The sequence below is a fragment of the Streptomyces sp. NPDC085524 genome (assembly GCF_044541755.1).
Lineage (GTDB): Bacteria > Actinomycetota > Actinomycetes > Streptomycetales > Streptomycetaceae > Streptomyces.
In genome coordinates this window covers 561,314-580,528 of the sequence record NZ_JBITTH010000001.1, presented here as the reverse complement: position 1 = coordinate 580,528, position 19,215 = coordinate 561,314, and the positions used below count along the sequence as shown (strand labels likewise).

The following is a 19,215-nucleotide window of genomic DNA, read 5'->3' as shown; positions in this document are numbered from 1 at the left end:
ACTCTCGCTCCATCATGACGAGTGTGAAGACCCCCGCCGGCGAGGCCGAGGCCCGGGCGATACAGGACGAACTGCGCCACCAGGTCGTGCTCGACGAGCCCGGCCCCCCGCCCGGACGCGGGCTGGTCACGGGCGTCGACGTCGCCTACGACGACGAACGCGACCTGGTCGCCGCCGCGGCCGTGGTGCTCGACGCCGCCACCCTGGAAGTGGTCGAGGAGGCCACGGCCGTCGGGCACGTCAGCTTCCCGTACGTGCCCGGGCTGCTCGCCTTCCGCGAGCTGCCGACCGTGCTCGCCGCCCTCGACGCCCTGACCGCCCCGCCCGGCCTCGTCGTCTGCGACGGCTACGGTCTCGCCCACCCCCGCGGCTTCGGCCTCGCCTGCCACCTCGGCGTGGTCACCGGACTCCCGGCCATCGGCATCGCGAAGAACCCGTTCACCTTCACCTACGAGGAACCCGGCGCCCGCCGCGGCGACGCCGCCCCGCTGGTCGCAGCCGACGGCACCGCCGTCGGCCGGGCGCTGCGCACGCAGGACGGCATCAAGCCGGTGTACGTCTCCGTCGGGCACCGGGTCTCGCTGGACAACGCCTGCGCCCACGCGCTCGCGCTCAGTCCGCGCTTCCGGATTCCCGAGACCACCCGGCACGCCGATTCCCTGTGCCGCCGCGCCTTGCGCGAGGCGGCCGGGTGACACCGTGAGACGGGAGGGTCAGCGCTCGTCCGCCACCCGGAAGACGATCCCCGCCTTCCGGAGCCGGTCGAGGAGGGCGTCGCCCATCGCCACCGCGGTGGTGAGCTGACCCGCGCGGTCGGGCAGGGCGTCGTAGGCCAGGCAGAGCGCCGACTCGGCAAGCATCTTCGCCGTCTCCCCGTAGCCCGGGTCGCCGCCCGCCACCTCGGTCAGCACGCGCCGGCCGCCGCCCTCGCCCACGAACCGCACGGTGAACCAGCTGCGCGCGCGCCGCTCCGCGTCCGGCCCCTGACCCGGCTCCCAGCGGTTCATCAGCCACCGCCGGGCGGGCGGCACCTGGGCGGCCGCCAGCGTCGCGGCCACGGCCGCCGTACCGCCCACCGCGACGGGGAGGTGCTTGACGGAGGCGTAGTGCCGGTAGCGGAAGTCCGGGCCGTAGCGCTCCAGCGCGGCCGCCGACCGCGCCACGATCGTCGGGTCCAGCGTGGGCAGCGGCAGGGCCCAGGTGCCGGTCTCCCGGCTGAACCGGGGCGCACCGACCGGCCCCCGTGCGCGTCGGCCGAGCAGCCGGGGCTCGTGGAGCCTGCGGGCGTGCGCGGCCGCGAAGGTCTGGGGGCCGCGCCCCATCGCGGTCAGCGCGGAGGCGAGGGTCCCGCCGGAGAAGACGGCGTTGGACCGCATGAACCCGTCGACCCGCAGGGGAACCCCCTCGGGCAGCCGGGACACCGTGAAGTACGCCCCGAGGTCGGCCGGGATCGAGTCGAAGCCGCAGGCGTGCACGATGCGGGCGCCGGTCTCCCGGGCCCGGGCGTCGTGCTCGACGTACATCCGGTCCACGAACTCGGGCTCGCCGGTGAGGTCCACGTAGTCCGTGCCCTCTTCGGCGCAGGCGGCGACCAGCTCGGCCCCGTACCAGACGTACGGGCCCACGGTGGTGGCGAGCACCCGGGTGGACGCGGCCAATCGGCGCACGGCCCCCGCGTCGGCGGCGTCCGCGCGGAGCAGCGGCAGCCCGGCGCACGCGGGGTCGATGACGGCCAGGCGCTCGCGCAGCCGCTCCAGTTTCGCGAGGTCGCGGCCGGCCAGCGCCCAGCGGCAGCCGGCGGGCGCGTGTGCGGCCAGGTACTCGGCGGTCAGTGCCCCCACGAACCCGGTCGCGCCGAACAGCACGACGTCGTAGGCCCGTTCCGGATGGTCCTGCGGTTCCCGAGGGCTCCGCACCGTTGCGTTCATGCCGCTCCTCCCAGCTGGTGTCGGTGGCTGAGGCTAGCGTGACGCGTACGCCCGACGGACAGCGCCCCGGGAGCGGCCGTCAGGCCGTTCCCGGGGCGCGTCGTACGGGGCCTCGGTCCTCACCGGGCCTTGGTCCTCACCGGGTCCCGGTCCTCACGGACCGTCAGCCCCGCACGGGGCGTCAGCCCTTCTCGTAGTAGCCGAAGATGTCGACGACGAGGTCGGTGTCTTCCCAGCCCTTGTTCCAGAAGTCGATGATGCCGTTGTAGCCCATGCTCGTCTGGACCAGGTTCGGGACGGTGGCGCCCTTCGTCCAGTTCAGGTTGGAGGAGTTCGGCGCATCCGGCCAGCCGGCGGTGCCGTTGTTGTAGCTCTCGATCGAGTTCGGGTCCGGGCTGACGGTGAGGTAGCCGGTGCCCTTGGTGTTGGTGACGGTGCTGTTCAGCACCACGCCCGTGATGCTGGGCGCCTTGGTCGAGAGCGGCATGTAGATGTAGCCCTGGCCCTCGAGCGGGCCGTAGGACCACTGCGAGGAGTCGCGGGTGTCGAGCAGGCGCTCCGGGATGACCCGCATGTACGCGCTCTCGCTGCCGGGGCTGTAGTAGCCCACGACGTCGACGATCACGTCGGCCGCGGACCAGGCGCCGTTGAAGACGCTGATCCTGCCGTCGGCGGAGACGGGCACGATCACCGAGTTGGCGATCGTCTGGCCGGCGGTGAAGTTCAGGTTGGACGAGGACGGGACCGCGCCGCCGCCCGGGTAGGCGGACAGGTAGCCGGCCTGCTTCGGGTTGGTCACCGTCACGTTCAGCGCCACCGCGGTGATGCCCGAGGGCACTCCGCGCAGGCCGCCGATCTGGGTGGTGAAGGACTTGCGGCCGCCGAGCTGGCCCCTGGCCGTGCCGAGGCCCTCGCGGGTGTCGACGAAGCGGGACGGCTCGATCGGGGTGTAGCCGCTGGACGCGGTGCGGCTGAAGTAGCCCGTGACGTCGGCGATCAGGTCGACCGACTCCCAGCCGCCGTTGAAGAGCTCGACGTAGCCGTTCTTGCCGACCGGCACGATCACCAGGTTCGGGACGGTCTGGCCGGCGGAGAAGTTGACGTTCGACGTGGTCGGACGCTCGCTGCCCTCGGCGTAGGCCGTGACGTGCCCGCCGCCGACGGTGTTGGTGACGGTGACGTTGAGGGCCACGGCGGTGACGCCGGCCGGGATGTTCGCGTTGCCGGCGATCTTGACACGGGTGGTGCCGCGCCCGGCGACCTTGCCCTGCGCGGCGCCGGTCCCGTCCCGGGTGTCCAGGAGGCGGGTGGGGGTGTGCGCGGTGAAGTCGGATCCGGGGGTGACGACCGCGAGCTCGTTCACGGCCGTGACGTTGTTGGCGGCGTCCGTCACGGTGTACTTGACGGTGTACGCGCCGACCTCGGCGTAGGTGTGCGCCAGGGTCCGCTTGTCGTTCCCGAACGTGTCGAACTGGTCGCTCTTCCCGTCGCCCCACTCGACGGTGACGGACAGCGAGGCGTCCGCGCTCGTGATCACGCTGTCGATCTCGATGCCGTGCGCCGAGGCCCCGTAGCCCGTCAGCTGCACCGCGAGGTTCGGGTTGTCGGCGGCGACACCCGGAGTCTGCGCGGTGGCGGTCTTGCCCTCGGCGGAGGGCAGTGCCTTGCGGACCGTGCGGTCGGCAGGGCTGGTGAACTTGTTGGACGACGACGTGTCGCCCCGGCCCTGACCCAGGTTCAGGTCGGGTGCCTTGGTACCGTGCGCGTCGGGCTTGACCGGACCGGCCGCCTGGGCCGCGCCCGGGATGAGACCGACGCTTGCCGCGATGACGGCAGCGGAAACTACGAGTCGGTGATTGCGCACCGGCCCCCCCTTGTTGTTTTCATTTTGAACGCTTGAACAGGTTCGAAAGCGTGCTCAGAGTACACAGCCGCAGGGGAGTTGATCAGGGGGGAGCCCTCCTTTTCAAGCGAGATTCCCGAAGGCTCCGGGCAAACGGCTAAGCGCTTGCTCTTGTGCTGAGTGGAACACGTTCCTAGCATCACCGGTGTTACATCAGTTGTGTCACATAGTGGTCCTACGGATGCTGGGGGCTCGATGGCAGTGGCAGGGAACGGGACCGCGGGCGGGCACGGCCCGCTCGCCGGAGTGCGCGTCGTCGAGCTGGCGGGCATCGGCCCCGGGCCGTTCGCCGCCATGCTCCTCGCCGACCTGGGCGCGGACGTCGTCCGGGTGGACCGGCCCGGCGGCGGCGGACTCGCGGTCGATCCGGCCTACGACGTCACCAACCGCAACAAGCGCTCCGTCCTGGTCGACCTCAAGTCGCCCGACGGCCCGGCCCGGGTCCTGGACCTGGTCGAGCGGGCCGACATCCTCGTCGAGGGCTTCCGCCCCGGGGTCGCCGAGCGGCTCGGCGTCGGTCCCGCCGACTGCCACGCACGCAACCCGAAGCTGGTCTACGGCCGGATGACCGGCTGGGGCCAGGAGGGCCCCCTCGCGCACACCGCCGGGCACGACATCGCGTACATCGCCGTGACCGGGGCCCTGGGCATGATCGGCGACCCGGACGGGCCCCCGGCGGTCCCCGCCAACCTCGTCGGCGACTACGCGGGCGGCTCGCTCTACCTGGTGATCGGCGTCCTCGCCGCCCTCCAGCACGCCCGGACCACCGGCGCCGGCCAGGTCGTCGACGCCGCCATCGTCGACGGCACCGCCCACCTCACCGCCATGATCCACGGCATGATGGCGGCGGGCGGCTGGCAGGACCGCCGGGGGGCGAACCTGCTCGACGGAGGCTGCCCCTTCTACGGCACCTACGAGACCTCCGACGGCGGCTACATGGCGGTCGGCCCGCTGGAGCAGCAGTTCTACGACACCTTCGTGGAGCTGCTCGGCATCAAGGACCGGGCCCCGGCCCGCAAGGACCTCGCCCGCTGGGGCGAGCTGCGGGAGGCCGTCGCCGGGCGCTTCAGGACCCGTACGCGGGCGGAGTGGACGGCCGTGTTCGAGGGTACGGACGCGTGCGTGGCGCCCGTACTGTCCCTGCGCGAGGCCCCGGAGCACCCGCACCTCGCCGCCCGCGGCACCTTCACCGACTTCGGCGGGATCGTGCAGCCCGCCCCCGCCCCCCGGTTCTCGGCGACCCCGGCCGCCGTCACCGCCGGCCCGGCCCAGCCGGGGGCGCACACCGGGTCCGTGGCCGCGGACTGGGACGTACCGGCCCTGCTGAAGGACGCGCCGGAGAGCGCGGAGGAGGACGGCTGATGGAACTGTCGATGATGCTCGACTACGCCGGCGACGCCCGCCGGGCCGCCGACCAGGCCGCCGAGCTGGAGTCGGCGGGGCTCGACGCGGTGTGGGTGGCGGAGGCCTGGGGCTTCGACTCGCCGACGATCATGGGCTACCTGGCGGCCCGCACCGAGACGCTCAAGATCGGCTCGGCGATCCTCAACGTCTACTCCCGCACCCCGGGCCTCATCGCCCAGACGGCCGCCGGGCTCGACGCGGTCTCGGGGGGCCGGGCGCTGCTCGGCCTCGGCGCCTCCGGCCCGCAGGTGGTGGAGGGCTGGCACGGCAAGCCGTACGACAAACCGCTCGGCCGGACCCGCGAGACGGTGGACCTGTGCCGCCGCATCTGGCGGCGCGAGACGATCGACCACCACGGCATCACCGACATGCCGCTGCCGCCCGAGAAGGGCGGCCGGCACGGCAAGCCGCTGAAGATCCTCACCCGGCCGGTGCGCAGCTCCATCCCCGTCTACATCGCCTCGCTCGGCCCGGCCAACGTGGCGATGACCGCGGAGATCGCGGACGGCTGGCTGCCGACCCTCTTCATCCCCGAGAAGGCGCGGGAGGTGTGGGGCGAACCGCTGGCCCGGGGCGCCGCCAAGCGGTCCCCGGAGCTCGGGCCGCTGCAGACGGTGGCGGGCGGCCTGCTCGCCATCGGCGAGGACGCGGCCGCGGTACGGGACCTCGCGCGCCCGCAGATCGCCCTGTACGTCGGCGGGATGGGCGCGGTCGGCAAGAACTTCTACAACGACCTCGCCGTGGCCTACGGCTACGAGGAGGAGGCGCGCAGGATCCAGGAGCTCTACCTCTCCGGCCGCAAGCGAGACGCCGCGGCCGCCGTCCCGGACGAGTTCTGCGAGCTGATGACGCTGTGCGGGCCCGAGGGCTACGTGCGCGAGCGGGTCGAGGCCTTCCGCGAGGCGGGCGTGACCATGCTCAACGTCACGCCCGTGGGACCCGAGCCGGCCCGGCTGATCGAAACCGTCAGGAACTGGCTTTAGGGAGCCCCTTGTGATGAAGCGAGCCGCACGATGAAGCGCCGGATCTTCGACGCCGACCACGAGGCGTTCCGCGAGACCGTCCGCACCTTCCTGAACAAGGAGGTGCTGCCGCACTACGAGCAGTGGGAGAAGGACGGCATCGTCAGCCGCGAGGCCTGGCTCGCCGCCGGCCGGCAGGGGCTGCTGGGCCTCGCCGTCCCGGAGGAGTACGGGGGCGGCGGCAACACCGACTTCCGCTACGCCGCCGTGATCGCGGAGGAGTTCACCCGGGCGGGCGCCCCCGGGCTGGCGATCGGCCTGCACAACGACATCATCGGCCCCTACCTGACCTCGCTCGCCACCGAGGAGCAGAAGCGCCGCTGGCTGCCCGGATTCTGCTCGGGCGAGACCATCACCGCCATCGCGATGACCGAGCCCGGCGCGGGCTCCGACCTCCAGGGCATCCGGACCACCGCGGAGGACCGCGGCGACCACTGGGTGCTCAACGGCTCCAAGACCTTCATCTCCAACGGCATCCTCGCCGACCTGGTCATCGTCGTCGCCAAGACCACGCCCGAGGGCGGGGCGCACGGCCTGTCGCTCCTGGTCGTCGAGCGCGGCGCGGAGGGCTTCGAGCGCGGCCGCAACCTCGACAAGATCGGGCAGAAGTCCCAGGACACCGCCGAGCTGTTCTTCAACGACGTACGCGTCCCCAAGGAGAACCTGCTCGGCGACCTCAACGGAGCCTTCGTCCACCTGATGACCAACCTCGCCCAGGAGCGGATGGGCATCGCGATGGCCGGCATCGCCGCCGCCGAGCACCTGCTGGAGATCACCACCCAGTACGTCAAGGAGCGCGAGGCCTTCGGGCGGCCGCTCTCCAAGCTCCAGCACATCCGGTTCGAGATAGCCGAGATGGCCACCGAGTGCGCGGTCACCCGCACCTTCCTCGACCGCTGCATCGTCGACCACTCGAACGGCGAACTGGACCACGTCCACGCCTCGATGGCCAAGTGGTGGGCCACCGAACTCCAGAAGCGGGTCGCCGACCGCTGCCTGCAACTGCACGGCGGGTACGGATACATGACCGAGTACCGGGTCGCACGGGCCTTCACCGACGGCCGCATCCAGACCATCTACGGCGGCACGACCGAGATCATGAAAGAGATCATCGGCCGCTCCCTCCTCGGCTAGGCCGTCTCCTCCGACCTACGCTCAGACCTCCCGAAAGGCTTGACCAGTGAGCACCGAAGCGTACGTGTACGACGCGATCCGCACCCCGCGCGGCCGGGGCAAGGCCAACGGCGCCCTGCACGGCACCAAGCCGATCGACCTGGTCGTCGGCCTCATCGACGCCCTGCGCGAGCGCAACCCCGGCCTGGATCCCGGCACCATCGACGACATCGTGCTCGGCGTCGTCGGCCCGGTCGGCGACCAGGGCTCCGACATCGCCCGCGTCGCGGCCATCGCCGCCGGACTGCCGGACACGGTGGCGGGCGTGCAGGAGAACCGCTTCTGCGCCTCCGGCCTGGAGGCCGTCAACCTGGCCGCCGCCAAGGTCCGCTCCGGCTGGGAGGACCTGGTCCTGGCCGGCGGCGTGGAGTCGATGTCCCGCGTCCCCATGGCCTCCGACGGCGGCGCCTGGTTCAACGACCCGATGACCAACTGGGACGTCAACTTCGTCCCGCAGGGCATCGGCGCCGACCTGATCGCCACCATCGAGGGCTTCTCCCGGCGCGAGGTCGACGAGTATGCCGCGCTTTCCCAGGAGCGGGCGGCCGCGGCCATCAAGGACGGCCGCTTCGCCAAGTCCGTCGTACCGGTCACCGACCGCAACGGCCTGGTCGTCCTCGACCACGACGAGTTCGTCCGCCCGGGCACCACCGCCGACACCCTCGCCAAGCTGAAGCCCTCCTTCGCCGACATCGGCGAGCTCGGCGGCTTCGACGCGGTGGCCCTGCAGAAGTACCACTGGATCGAGAAGATCGACCACGTTCACCACGCCGGCAACTCCTCCGGCATCGTCGACGGCGCCTCGCTCGTCGCCATCGGCTCCCGCGAGGCGGGGGAACGGGGCGGCCTGACGCCCCGGGCCCGGATCGTCTCGGCGGCCGTCTCCGGCTCCGAGCCGACCATCATGCTCACCGGCCCCGCCCCGGCCACCCGCAAGGCCCTCGCCAAGGCCGGGCTGACCATCGACGACATCGACCTGATCGAGATCAACGAGGCCTTCGCCGGCGTCGTCCTGCGCTTCGTCAAGGACATGGGCGTCTCCCTCGACAAGGTCAACGTCAACGGCGGCGCCATCGCGCTCGGCCACCCGCTCGGCGCCACCGGCGCGATGATCCTCGGCACGATCGTCGACGAGCTGGAGCGCCAGGACAAGCGCTACGGGCTCGTCACCCTCTGCGTCGGCGGCGGCATGGGCGTCGCCACCGTCGTCGAGCGGCTCTGACCGGCGTCCTGTATCCCCCAGACCTCCTCTCAGACACGGAAGTAGCGAACATGAGCGAGTCCACCACGATCCGCTGGGAACAGGACGAGACCGGCGTCGTCACCCTGATCCTCGACGACCCCGGCCAGTCCGCGAACACGATGAACCAGGCCTTCAAGGACTCCATCGCGGCCGTCGCCGACCGCGCCGAGGCCGAGAAGGACTCCATCCGCGGCATCATCTACACCTCCGCCAAGAAGACCTTCTTCGCGGGCGGCGACCTCAAGGACATGATCCGGCTGCGCCCCGAGCACGCGCAGCTGGCCTTCGACACCGGCACCGCCATCAAGAACTCGCTGCGCCGCATCGAGACCCTCGGCAAGCCCGTCGTCGCCGCGATCAACGGCACGGCCCTCGGCGGCGGTTACGAGATCTGCCTGGCCTCGCACCACCGCGTCGTCCTCGACGCCCCCGGCACCAAGATCGGCCTGCCCGAGGTCACCCTCGGCCTGCTCCCGGCCGGCGGCGGCGTCACCCGCACCGTCCGCCTCATGGGCATCGCCGACGCGCTCCTCAAGGTGCTGCTCCAGGGCACCCAGTACAACCCGCAGCGCGCCCTGGACAACGGCCTGGTCCACGAACTGGCCGCCACCCCCGAGGAGATGCTGGCCAAGGCCCGCGCCTTCATCGACGCGCACCCCGAGTCGAAGCAGCCCTGGGACGTCCCCGGCTACAAGATCCCGGGCGGCACGCCCTCCAACCCCCGGTTCGCCGCCAACCTCCCGGCCTTCCCGGCCAACCTGAAGAAGCAGCTGAACGGGGCCCCGTACCCGGCGCCGCGCAACATCCTCGCCTGCGCCGTCGAGGGCGCCCAGGTGGACTTCGAGACGGCGCTGACCATCGAGGCCCGGTACTTCACCGAGCTGGTCACCGGGCAGACCGCGAAGAACATGATCCAGGCGTTCTTCTTCGACCTCCAGGCCGTCAACGCGGGCCGCAGCCGCCCGCAGGGCATCGCCCCGCGCAAGGTCACCAAGGTGGCCGTGCTCGGCGCGGGCATGATGGGCGCGGGCATCGCCTACTCCTGTGCCCGCGCGGGCATCGAGGTCGTCCTCAAGGACGTCACCGCCGAGGCCGCCGCCAAGGGCAAGGCGTACTCCGAGAAGCTGCTCGACAAGGCGCTCTCGCGCGGCCGCACCACCGAGGCCCAGCGCGCCGAGCTGCTGGCCCGGATCACGCCGACCGCGGACGCCGCCGACCTGGCGGGCTGCGACGCCGTCATCGAGGCCGTCTTCGAGGACACCACGCTCAAGCACAAGGTGTTCCAGGAGATCCAGGACGTCGTGGCTCCCGACGCGCTGCTCTGCTCCAACACCTCCACGCTGCCCATCACGGGCCTGGCGGAGGGGGTTTCGCGGCCCGTGGACTTCATCGGGCTGCACTTCTTCTCGCCCGTCGACAAGATGCCGCTCGTCGAGATCATCAAGGGTGAGCGGACCGGCGACGAGGCCATCGCCCGCGCCTTCGACCTGGTCCGCCAGATCAACAAGACCCCGATCGTGGTCAACGACTCGCGCGGCTTCTTCACCTCGCGGGTCATCGGCCAGTTCATCAACGAGGGCGTGGCGATGGTCGGCGAGGGCATCGAGCCCGCCTCGATCGAGCAGGCCGCGGCCCAGGCCGGGTACCCGGCCAAGGTGCTCTCGCTGATGGACGAGCTGACGCTCACCCTCCCGCGCAAGATCCGCAACGAGACCCGCAAGGCCTTCGAGGCCGAGGGCCGGGCGTGGTCCGAGCACCCCGCCGACACCGTCATCGACCGGATGGTCGACGACTTCGGCCGGCCCGGCCGCAGCGGCGGCGGCGGTTTCTACGAGTACGACGAGAGCGGCAAGCGCACCCGCATCTGGCCGGGGCTGCGCGAGCACTTCGCCAAGCCGGACGCGGAGATCCCGTTCGAGGACATGAAGGAGCGGATGCTCTTCTCCGAGGCCCTGGACACCGTCCGCTGCCTCGACGAGGGGGTCCTCACCTCGATCGCCGACGCCAACATCGGCTCGATCATGGGCATCGGCTTCCCGGCCTGGACCGGTGGCGTGATCCAGTACATCAACGGCTACGAGGGCGGCCTGCCCGGCTTCGTCGCCCGCGCCCGCGAGCTCGCCGCGCAGTACGGGGAGCGCTTCACCCCGCCGGCCTCCCTGGTGGAGAAGGCCGAGCGGGGCGAGACGTACACCGACTAGCGCGGTGCACGCGGAAGGCGGGCCGGTTCCTTCCCGGCCCGCCTTTCCGTTCCAGGGGGCCAGCGGTTCAGGGCAGCGTCCAGAACTGCCGGGTCACGAGGTAGAACACGATCGCCCAGAACCCGAGCGCCGCCGCGACGATGCCGATTCCGACGAGGTTGGTCCGCAGCGGCGGTGCGTCCGGGGCGGGCCACAGCCACCGCTTGAGCAGCCGGTTCACGTAGTAGGGCATGGTGAAGAAGCTCATGGCGAGGCTCGACAGGAGGTTGCCGATGAGCAGCCCGATCCAGATCGGCAGCTTCAGCGGGGACAGGGCGAGCGCCAGCAGGACGACGGTCGGGTAGAGGCCCACCCAGACCGCGATGGCGGTCTTCGTCTCCGAAGGGGGCGGTGCCTCCCTGCCGTTCTCCTCGAAGGCGAACCAGCTGCCGAACGAGTTCTCGATCTTGCGCAGTTCGAAGTCGTGGAACTTCTTCCCCTCGGCGAGCATCTGCCGCCGCTTCTCCGACGTCAGCCAGGCATCGAGGTGTTCGGCGTTGTCGTAGCGGTACAGGGTGGTCCATTCGTCCTGGAGGCCCTCGATCGGGCGGAAGACCTCGGTGCCGCGGAAGCCCGCGAACTTCCCCTCCTCCTCGCTCATCCGGCCCTGCCACTGCAGGAAGTCGTCGACCTGCTCCGGGTGGACCCGGTGGGTCACCACCACGGTAACCAGCGCGTCCGTGGGCCGGCTGCCGCCGCTGATCACCTGCTGGGTCCCGGGGCCGTCGAAGAACTTCTCCCCGACGTCGAGGAGCCGCTGCCGGGTCGCCCCGTTCATCCAGGCCTGCAGATGGGCGATCGAGTCGAACCGGTAGACGACGACCCAGTCGGGCTGCAGTTCGGTCGGCGGGGTCACCTCGGCGCCCAGGTGCCCGGCGTAGCGGGAGGCCGCGGCGTTGACGGCCTCCTGCCACTTCTCGTACTCCCGGTCCATGCCGGGCCGGATCCGGTGGCCGATGATCACGGTGGCCGCGGCGTCCGACTGCTGCCCGGTGGTCATCGTCTCGGGCCCGACCGGGCCGACCGGCTCTCACCGAGCCGGCTGTAGATCCGCTCGGGGGTGAGGGGCAGTTCGCGGTAGCGGACTCCTGTGGCGTCGCGCAGGGCGTTCGCCAGCGCGGGCGCCACCGGGTTGATGCAGCACTCCGCCATCCCCTTCGAGTGCATGGCCCCGACGGAGTCGGCGGAGCCCACCAGGAGCAGGTCGGTGCGCGGCACGTCGGCGTAGGTGGGGATCCGGTAGTTGCGCAGGTTCGGGTTGGCCATGACCCCGTCCGCGTCGACCATGAAGTTCTCGGTCAGGGCGAAACCGATGCCCTGGGCGACACCCCCGTCCACCTGGCCGCGGACCTGTTCGGGGTTGATGAGGACGCCCGCGTCGGCCGCGTGGACGCTGTGGAGGATGCGGATCTCGCCCGTCACCCGGTGGACGGCGATGCGGAACCCCTGGGTGTTGGAGGTGACGCTGCGGGGCGAGCCGTAGGCCTTGCGGGCGGCGGTGAACCGGATGCCGCGCTCCCGCGCCACGGCGACGAGGCCGGCCAGGGGCACGCGGTCGTCCCCGCACATGACGTGGTCGTCGTCCATCGAGCACATCACGACGTGGACACCCGTCTCCGCGGCGGCGAACTCCAGGATGCGGTCGCGCACGGCGTTGGCCGCCCGCAGGACGGCGTTGCCCGCCACGAACAGGCCCGCGCTCGCGAAGGCGCCGGTGTCGAACCCCGTGCGGTCGGTGTCCGACTGGACCAGGCGGATCCGGGACGGTGTCGTCCCCAGCTGGTCGGCCGCGATCTGGACGTGCGCGGTCGAGGTGCCCTCGCCGAACTCGACGGTGCCGATGGCGAGTTCGTAGACCAGGTCGTCTCCGAGCGTGACCCAGGCCTCGGAGATGTGCTCGGTCGGCGGCGCGGTCTCGTGCATGGAACTCGCCACGCCGGTCCCCACGAGCCACCCGGGGCCGGGGGAGGGCTGGTCGGCCGTCCGGGCCAGCTCGCCGGCCACCAGGTCGATGCACTTGGCGAGCCCGTCCTCGTTGAACATCACGTCGTCGGGGCCGTCGTGCAGCGCGACGAGGGAATCGCCCGGGCGCACGATGTTGCGGCGGCGCAGTTCCAGCGGATCCATGTGCAGGGCGAGGGCCAGCTCGTCCATCGCGCATTCCACGGCGAAGGCCGGCTGGGTCATCCCGTACCCGCGCAGGGCGCCGCTCGGGACGGTGTTCGTGTAGACGGAGTAGGCGTCGTACTTCTTGTTGGGGCAGCGGTAGATCATGACGGCGGAGCCGCCCGCGTACAGGGTCTCCCCGCCGTGGTTGCCGTAGGCGCCCGTGTTGGACACGTTGCGGACCTGGAACGCCGTGAGCGTGCCGTCGTCCTTCGCACCGAGCTTGACCGTCAGCTTCATCGGGTGCCGGGGCGAGGCCGTGGTGAACTCCTCCTCGCGGGTGAACTCGAAGCAGGTGGGCCGGCCGGTGTCCAGGGTGGCGAGGGCGACCAGGTCCTCGGAGATGACCTCCTGCTTGCCGCCGAACCCGCCGCCGACGCGCTTGCAGAACACGCGGAGCTGGTCGGGGCGGAGCGCGAACAGGTAGGCCAGCTTGACCTTCGCGATCGACGGCGACTGCGAACTGGTGCGCACGTTCAGCCGGCCGTCCTCCATCCAGGCGATCGAGCCGTGGGTCTCCAGGTGCGCGTGCTGCACGCGCGGCGAGGAGTAGGTGCCCTCGTGGACCACGTCGGCGGCGGCGAAGCCCGCGTCGACGTCGCCGATGTGCGAGTGGAGCTCCACCAGGAGGTTGTGCACGCAGTCCCGGACGAACGGGTCGGGCGAGTCGTGCAGTTGGGGGGCGCCGTCCGCCATGGCCTCCTCCGGGTCGAAGACCGCGGGCAGCACCTCGTACTCGACGACCAGCCTGCGGCATCCCTCCTCCGCCGCCCCGACCGTGTCGGCGAGGACGACGGCGACGCGCTGCCCGGCGAAGCGGACGGTGTCGTCGAGGATGCAGGTGTCGTCCGGATCGACGAGGTGGTCGGTGTGGATCGCCGTGGTGAACCGCCTGCGCGGTACGTCCTGCCAGGTGTAGACGCGCTGCACGCCGGGGACAGCGAGCGCGGCGGTCTTGTCGATCGAGACGATCCGGGCGTGGGCGTGGGGCGAGTGCAGCACCTTGAGGTGCAGCATGCCCTCCATCCGGGTGTCCATCGTGAACTCGGCCCGGCCGGTCACCACGTCCTCGGCGGCGGGCGCGCCGACGCTCCTGCCGACGGCCTTGCCCGGCGCGGCCGTCTGCACGTGGGCGACGCCCTTGACGGCGTCCTCGATCCCCCGGTAGCCGGTGCAGCGGCAGAGGTTGCCCTTCAGCGCCCGCGGGAGGTCCGCCTTCTGCTCCTCGGTGAAGGTCGCCGAGGTCATGATCATCCCTGCGGTGCAGAAGCCGCACTGGAAGCCGGGGGCGTCCCGGAACCGCTGCTGCACGGGATGCAGGTCGCCGGGCGACCCGAGGCCCTCGATCGTGGTCACCTCACGGCCCTCCGCGCGGAAGGCCGGGGTGATGCAGCTGTGCACCGGAGTGCCGTCCAGCCACACGGTGCACGCGCCGCAGTCGCCCGCGTCGCAGCCCTTCTTGACGCCGAAGTGGCCCAGTGCGCGCAGGAAGGTGCGCAGGCACTGGCCGGGCTGCGGCTCCGCGTCGAACCCCTGTCCGTTGACGAGGTAGCTCATGCCGGGCCCCCATGGATGAGTTCGCTGCGGATCTCCTCGGCGAAGTGCCGCGTCAGGTGGCGCCGGTGGGCGGGCGTCCCGTTGGGGTCGGCGAACCACACGTCGGCGGGGACGGCGTCGATGCTCTCCTGCAAGGTGGCGGCGTCGGGCATGGTCTCGAAGGCGAACCGCACGGGCCGCGTGGTGCCCGCGGTGACCGTGAGCAGCAGATTGCTCGTTCCGGGCGTGTGCGTGCCGATGAGGAACACGGTCGAGCGGCCGAGGTGGGTCAGGCTGAAGCGGCGGTGCGCGGGACGTTTGCGCAGGGCGTGCGCCGGAATGTCGATCCGGCGCAGTATCTCCCCGGGCGCGAGGACGTTGCGGTTGTTCCCGGTCACGAAGTCGAGGGCGTCGACGGTGCGTACGGACCCGTCGGCGGCCCACAGCTCGTACCGCGCCTCCAGAGCGACCGTGAGCGTGATCATCGGGCCGGCCGGCAGCGACATGCAGATGTTCCCGCCGACGGTCGCCGCGTTCCAGACCTTGAACGAGGACAGGAACGCCTCGCAGGCCGCCGGGATGAGGGTGCCCGCGGTCCACTCGGCCGGCGGGGAGAAGGCGTACAGGTCGCGGATGGTGCACGTGGCGCCGATCTCGAGGCCGGCGTCGGTCGGGACGAGGGGGTCCCAGGACAGCGACGTCAGGTCGACCAGGCGGCGCAGGTCCGGCTGTTCCGCGGAGAACAGCCAGGTGCCGCCCGCGAGCCAGGCATCCCCCTCGTGCCAGTCGGCGCCGGGCCGGTCGGAGGGCCGCCGGACGACTTCGGTGATGGTGTTGAGGTCCATGGGGATCGAGCTCCCTCACGAAGGCGATCGTGAACTGCTCAGGGGTGGACCGGCCCGGCACGGAGCTTCCCTCCCACGGTAGCCAGAACGGACCCGGCCCGCTCGGCGGGGCCGGGGACGCGTCAGGGGCGGCGTCTCCTAAGCGCCGGGCTGTCGGCCGGGCTGCTCGACGCCCTGGTCGACGGCCTGGTCGACGGGCCGACTGCCGGTCTGCTCGCCGGATGCGAACGCCGCCCGCAGTTCCTCGCGCAGGGACCGCTGGAAGGCCGTCACCAGGGCCTGCACCACCATCGGCTGCATGTGCGCGGACAGCGCCTTCATGGACTCCACCCGCTCCGGATCGCTCTCGCCCTCGGTGAAGGGCCCCCACACCTCGTCCCGGAACAGCGCCGTCAGCTCGTGCGCAGCCGACCGGGTGTGCTCGATCAGCACCTTGCGCGCCGCCAGGATCGTCTCGTAGGCCATCGGTACGTCGAGCAGCGCGACCCCCAGCCGCAGCAGCCCCACGTCCACGCGGAACCCGTCGCCCGAGGCCGCGAGCACGTTCATCGCCTTCAGCCGCCGCACGTCCGGGTCCGACAGGCTCCGCCCCGCCCGCTTCTCCAGGTCCGCCCGCGAGAACTCCTGCGCCGCGTCCGGCGCCCAACTGGCCACCATCGCCCGGTGGATCGCCAGATCGTGCGCGCTCAGATCGTCCGGCAGGGCCTCCAGATAGCGCTGGCAGGCCGACAGGGTCATCCCCTGGTGCTGGAGTTCCTCGATCAGGGCCAGCCGGGACAGGTGCTCCGGCCCGTAGTGGCCCACCCGACGAGGTCCGATCACGGGAGGGGGCAAAAGCCCGCGCGTGCTGTAGAACCGTACGGTGCGCACGGTGACGCCCGCCCTGGCCGCCAGCTCGTCGACGGTGAGCATCGGCTCGGGTGCCTGGTCGGCCATCGTCTGCGCCTCGCTCTCTGCTCCACAGCTTGGGTTCAACAGTATTGCTGTCGCACCAACGATGTGAAACGGCCAGGAGCTGCCCATGACCACGAACCTGCGACTGCCCGGACGACCCGAAGAGATCACCTTCCCCGCCCTGCTGGCCCGCAACGCCGCCGAACACGGGGAGCTGCCGGCCCTCTCGTGGCGCTCGGGCGACGGCTGGGAGACCCTCACCTGGAGCGAGGTGCGCCGCAAGGTGGCCGTCCTCGCCTCCGGGTACGCCGCCCTCGGCGTCGAGCGCGGCGAGCACGTGCTGATGATGATGGGCAACCGCCCGGAGCACTGGCTCAGCGACCTCGCGCTCGTCCACCTCGGCGCCGTCCCCGTCACCGTGTACGGGACCTCCGCGCCCGAGCAGATCGCCCACATCGCCCGCCACAGCCGGGCGAGGCTCGCCGTCGTCGAGGGCGCCCGGGAGCTGGCCCGGTGGGAGCCCCTGCTGGCCGACGACAGCGCGCCCCTGGAGCGCCTGGTCGTCGCCGAGCCCGCCGAGGCGGGCCCGCACCACACCTACGGCTCCCTGTACGCGAGCGGCGCCCGGCTGCACGCCGCCGAGACCTTCGAGAAGGCCTGGCAGGAGACCGCCCCCGAGGACCCGCTGACCGTCGTCTACACCTCGGGGACCACGGGCGACCCCAAGGGCGTGCGGCTCACCCACCGCAACCTCGTGCTCCAGGCGGTCCGCCTCGACCGGCACGTCGACCTGCCGGAGCACGCCGAGCACATCTGCTACCTGCCCTTCGCGCACATCGCCGAGCGCGTGCTGGGCATCTACCTGCCGCTGCTGCGCGCCGCCCACGTCCGGCTGTGCGCCGACCCGACCGCCGTGTCGGCCGCCGTCCGCGAGCTGCACCCCGTGCAGTTCTTCGGGGTGCCCCGGGTCTGGGAGAAGCTCGCCGCCTCGGTACGGGCCGTCCTCGCCCAGCTCCCCGAAGAGCAGCGGCAGGCCATCGAGGCCGCGGGCGACCTGGCGCGCGCCCGGGCCGGGCACCGGGAGCGGGCCGAAGAGGTCCCGGCCGCGCTCGAGGCCTCGTACGCCACGGCCAAGGAGCAGGTCCTGGACCCGCTGCTGCGCCTCGCGGGCCTCGACCGGCTGGTCTGGACGGCCAGTGCCACCGCGCCGATGCCGATCGACGTGGTGCGCTTCTGGGCCGGCTGGGGGATCACCATCATGGACGCCTGGGGGCTCACCGAGACCTCCGGCGTGTGCACGGTCAACAGCCCGGACGGCTTCCGTCTCGGCTCGGTCGGCCGTGCGATCGAGGGGCTGGAGCTGAGACTCGCCGAGGACGGGGAGATCCTCACCCGCGGCGAGACCGTCTTCGCGGGCTACCTGCGCCCCGACGGATCGGTGGACGGCGCATCCGACGCCGAGGGCTGGTTCCCGACCGGGGACATCGGCCGGCTCGACGAGGACGGCTTCCTCTGGATCACCGACCGCAAGAAGGAGCTGATCGTCACCTCGAACGGCAAGAACGTCTCTCCGGCCCTGGTGGAGAACACCGTCAAGGAGCACCCGCTGATCGGCCAGGCCCTGGTGCACGGCGACGGCCGCTCCTACCTCGTCGCCCTGCTGGTCCTGGACGCGGAACTGGCCCCGGCGTGGGCGGCGGCCAGGGGCATCGAGGCCGCCTCGCTCGGCGAGCTCGCCGAGCACCCGGCCGTCCGCGAGGAGACGGCCCGCGCGGTCGAGGCGGCCAACGCGAGGCTGAACCGGACCGAGCAGATCAAGAGGTACCGGCTGCTGACCGAGGAATGGGGCCCCGAGACCGGGGAGCTCACCCCGTCGCTGAAACTCCGCCGCCGGGTGGTCCGGGAGAAGTACGGGGACCTGATCGACGGTCTGTACGAGGAGGCGTACGAGGCGCCGTGACCAGAACGGCCCCGTCCGGTGGGCGGGCCGCCGCCCACCGGACGGGGCCGGGTCGCACGCCCGTTCCCGCGGGCTGCGCGGCGTGGCCCGCCGGTGTCTACTGGCGTCATGGCTTTCTCCGGTTTCCCCCAGGAGGCGTTCGCCTTCTACGAGGCCCTGGCCGCGGACAACTCCAAGAGCTACTGGGCCGCGCACAAGGAGACGTACGAGTCGGCCGTCCGCGAGCCGATCCAGGAGCTGTGCGCCGAGCTCGAAGCCGAGTTCGGCCCGGCGAAGATCTTCCGCCCGTACCGCGACGTCCGGTTCTCCGCGGACAAGTCGCCCTACAAGACCCAGCAGGGCGCGCACACCTCACAGGGCTACTACGTCGCGGTCGACGCGGACGGCCTCCTGGTCGCCGCCGGGCTCCACGGGCCCTCCGGCGAGCAGCTCGCCCGCTACCGGGCCGCCGTGGACGCCGACCGTCCCGGCACGGAACTGGCCGCCGTCCTCGAAACCCTCCGGGCCGACGGGTTCGAGCTGGCGGGCGAGCGGCTGAAGACCCGGCCGCGCGGCGTCGCGGCGGACCACCCCCGCCTCGACCTGCTCCGCTACCGCAGCATCTACGCCCACCGCGGCTGGCCGCCCGACGCCTGGGTCAGCACCCCCGAGGCCCTCGACCGCGTCCGCACGTCCTGGCGGGCCCTGCGCCCGTTCGCCGACTGGTGCGCCGCGCACGCCGGGGCTCCCGGGGAGCAGTAGCGGGGCGGGCCGGGCGGGTCGCGGCGCAGGGGCGGGGGTGGGGGCCCCCCCCGCCCCGCCCCCCCCCCCCCCCCCCCCCGGCGCCCCCCCCAAACCCGGGGATGGTGGGCACCGTTGTTTTTTTTTTTGTGGGTGCCCCCCAAGGAAACCGGCAAAGGGC

General features: G+C 71.9%; 14 protein-coding genes. 8 read left to right on the top strand and 6 right to left on the bottom strand.

The window, feature by feature from the left end; translation table 11 throughout:
* Positions 1-14: 14 nt before the first annotated feature.
* The gene (locus ACIGFK_RS02555) at positions 15-695 is read left to right on the top strand and encodes an endonuclease V (RefSeq protein ID WP_400050196.1); all 681 of its coding nucleotides are present in this window, start codon (positions 15-17) and stop codon (positions 693-695) included.
* 18 nt (positions 696-713) lie between these two features.
* On the opposite strand, the gene ACIGFK_RS02550 is transcribed toward ACIGFK_RS02555, so the two are convergent.
* Both ACIGFK_RS02550 and ACIGFK_RS02545 read right to left on the bottom strand, forming a co-directional pair.
* On the bottom strand, positions 714-1,928 hold the full coding sequence (locus ACIGFK_RS02550) for a saccharopine dehydrogenase family protein (protein ID WP_400050194.1): 1,215 nt from the start codon (positions 1,926-1,928) through the stop codon (positions 714-716).
* Between the two features lie 181 nt (positions 1,929-2,109).
* Positions 2,110-3,792, bottom strand: a complete 1,683-nt coding sequence (locus tag ACIGFK_RS02545) for a hypothetical protein (protein WP_386471975.1) — start codon at positions 3,790-3,792, stop codon at positions 2,110-2,112.
* A 234-nt stretch (positions 3,793-4,026) separates the two neighbouring features.
* On the opposite strand from ACIGFK_RS02545, the gene ACIGFK_RS02540 reads away from it, so the two are divergent.
* Genes ACIGFK_RS02540 through ACIGFK_RS02520 form a run of 5 tightly spaced genes read left to right on the top strand, consistent with a single transcriptional unit; the run spans position 4,027 to position 10,874 of the window.
* A complete protein-coding gene (locus ACIGFK_RS02540) occupies positions 4,027-5,193 on the top strand; it encodes a CaiB/BaiF CoA transferase family protein (RefSeq protein ID WP_376660347.1) in 1,167 nt (388 codons plus the stop codon).
* Complete coding sequence (locus ACIGFK_RS02535; protein ID WP_376660348.1) at positions 5,193-6,218, top strand: LLM class F420-dependent oxidoreductase; 1,026 nt, start codon at positions 5,193-5,195, stop codon at positions 6,216-6,218. Before ACIGFK_RS02540 ends, ACIGFK_RS02535 begins: the two co-directional genes overlap by 1 nt.
* A 30-nt stretch (positions 6,219-6,248) precedes the next feature.
* Complete coding sequence (locus ACIGFK_RS02530) at positions 6,249-7,391, top strand: acyl-CoA dehydrogenase family protein (protein WP_376660349.1); 1,143 nt, start codon at positions 6,249-6,251, stop codon at positions 7,389-7,391.
* 46 nt (positions 7,392-7,437) lie between these two features.
* Complete coding sequence (locus tag ACIGFK_RS02525) at positions 7,438-8,652, top strand: acetyl-CoA C-acetyltransferase (RefSeq protein ID WP_376660350.1); 1,215 nt, start codon at positions 7,438-7,440, stop codon at positions 8,650-8,652.
* A 50-nt stretch (positions 8,653-8,702) separates the two neighbouring features.
* Positions 8,703-10,874 carry a 3-hydroxyacyl-CoA dehydrogenase NAD-binding domain-containing protein gene (locus ACIGFK_RS02520; RefSeq protein WP_376660351.1) on the top strand — a complete coding sequence of 724 codons (2,172 nt, stop codon included), beginning with the start codon at positions 8,703-8,705 and terminating at the stop codon, positions 10,872-10,874.
* Positions 10,875-10,941: 67 nt separating this feature from the next.
* Here the strand turns inward: ACIGFK_RS02520 and ACIGFK_RS02515 are convergent, their stop codons facing one another.
* The 4 genes from ACIGFK_RS02515 to ACIGFK_RS02500 all read right to left on the bottom strand — a co-directional run bounded on the left by ACIGFK_RS02515 (position 10,942) and on the right by ACIGFK_RS02500 (position 16,396).
* The gene (locus tag ACIGFK_RS02515) at positions 10,942-11,913 is read right to left on the bottom strand and encodes an antibiotic biosynthesis monooxygenase (protein ID WP_376660352.1); all 972 of its coding nucleotides are present in this window, start codon (positions 11,911-11,913) and stop codon (positions 10,942-10,944) included.
* Positions 11,910-14,636, bottom strand: coding sequence for a molybdopterin-dependent oxidoreductase (locus tag ACIGFK_RS02510; protein WP_400050191.1), 2,727 nt, complete (start codon positions 14,634-14,636; stop codon positions 11,910-11,912). The genes ACIGFK_RS02515 and ACIGFK_RS02510 overlap by 4 nt, the downstream gene beginning before the upstream one ends.
* Entirely contained in the window at positions 14,633-15,460 is an 828-nt protein-coding gene (locus ACIGFK_RS02505; RefSeq protein ID WP_376660354.1) for an FAD binding domain-containing protein, read from the bottom strand. The genes ACIGFK_RS02510 and ACIGFK_RS02505 overlap by 4 nt, the downstream gene beginning before the upstream one ends.
* A 138-nt stretch (positions 15,461-15,598) precedes the next feature.
* On the bottom strand, positions 15,599-16,396 hold the full coding sequence (locus ACIGFK_RS02500; protein ID WP_376660355.1) for a MerR family transcriptional regulator: 798 nt from the start codon (positions 16,394-16,396) through the stop codon (positions 15,599-15,601).
* An 85-nt stretch (positions 16,397-16,481) separates the two neighbouring features.
* On the opposite strand from ACIGFK_RS02500, the gene ACIGFK_RS02495 reads away from it, so the two are divergent.
* Together ACIGFK_RS02495 and ACIGFK_RS02490 are read left to right on the top strand one after the other, a co-directional pair.
* Positions 16,482-18,314, top strand: coding sequence for an AMP-dependent synthetase/ligase (locus ACIGFK_RS02495; RefSeq protein ID WP_376660356.1), 1,833 nt, complete (start codon positions 16,482-16,484; stop codon positions 18,312-18,314).
* Positions 18,315-18,422: 108 nt separating this feature from the next.
* Positions 18,423-19,055 (top strand): DUF2461 domain-containing protein, encoded by a 633-nt coding sequence (locus ACIGFK_RS02490; protein ID WP_400050189.1) that lies wholly within the window; start codon positions 18,423-18,425, stop codon positions 19,053-19,055.
* Positions 19,056-19,215 lie beyond the last annotated feature (160 nt).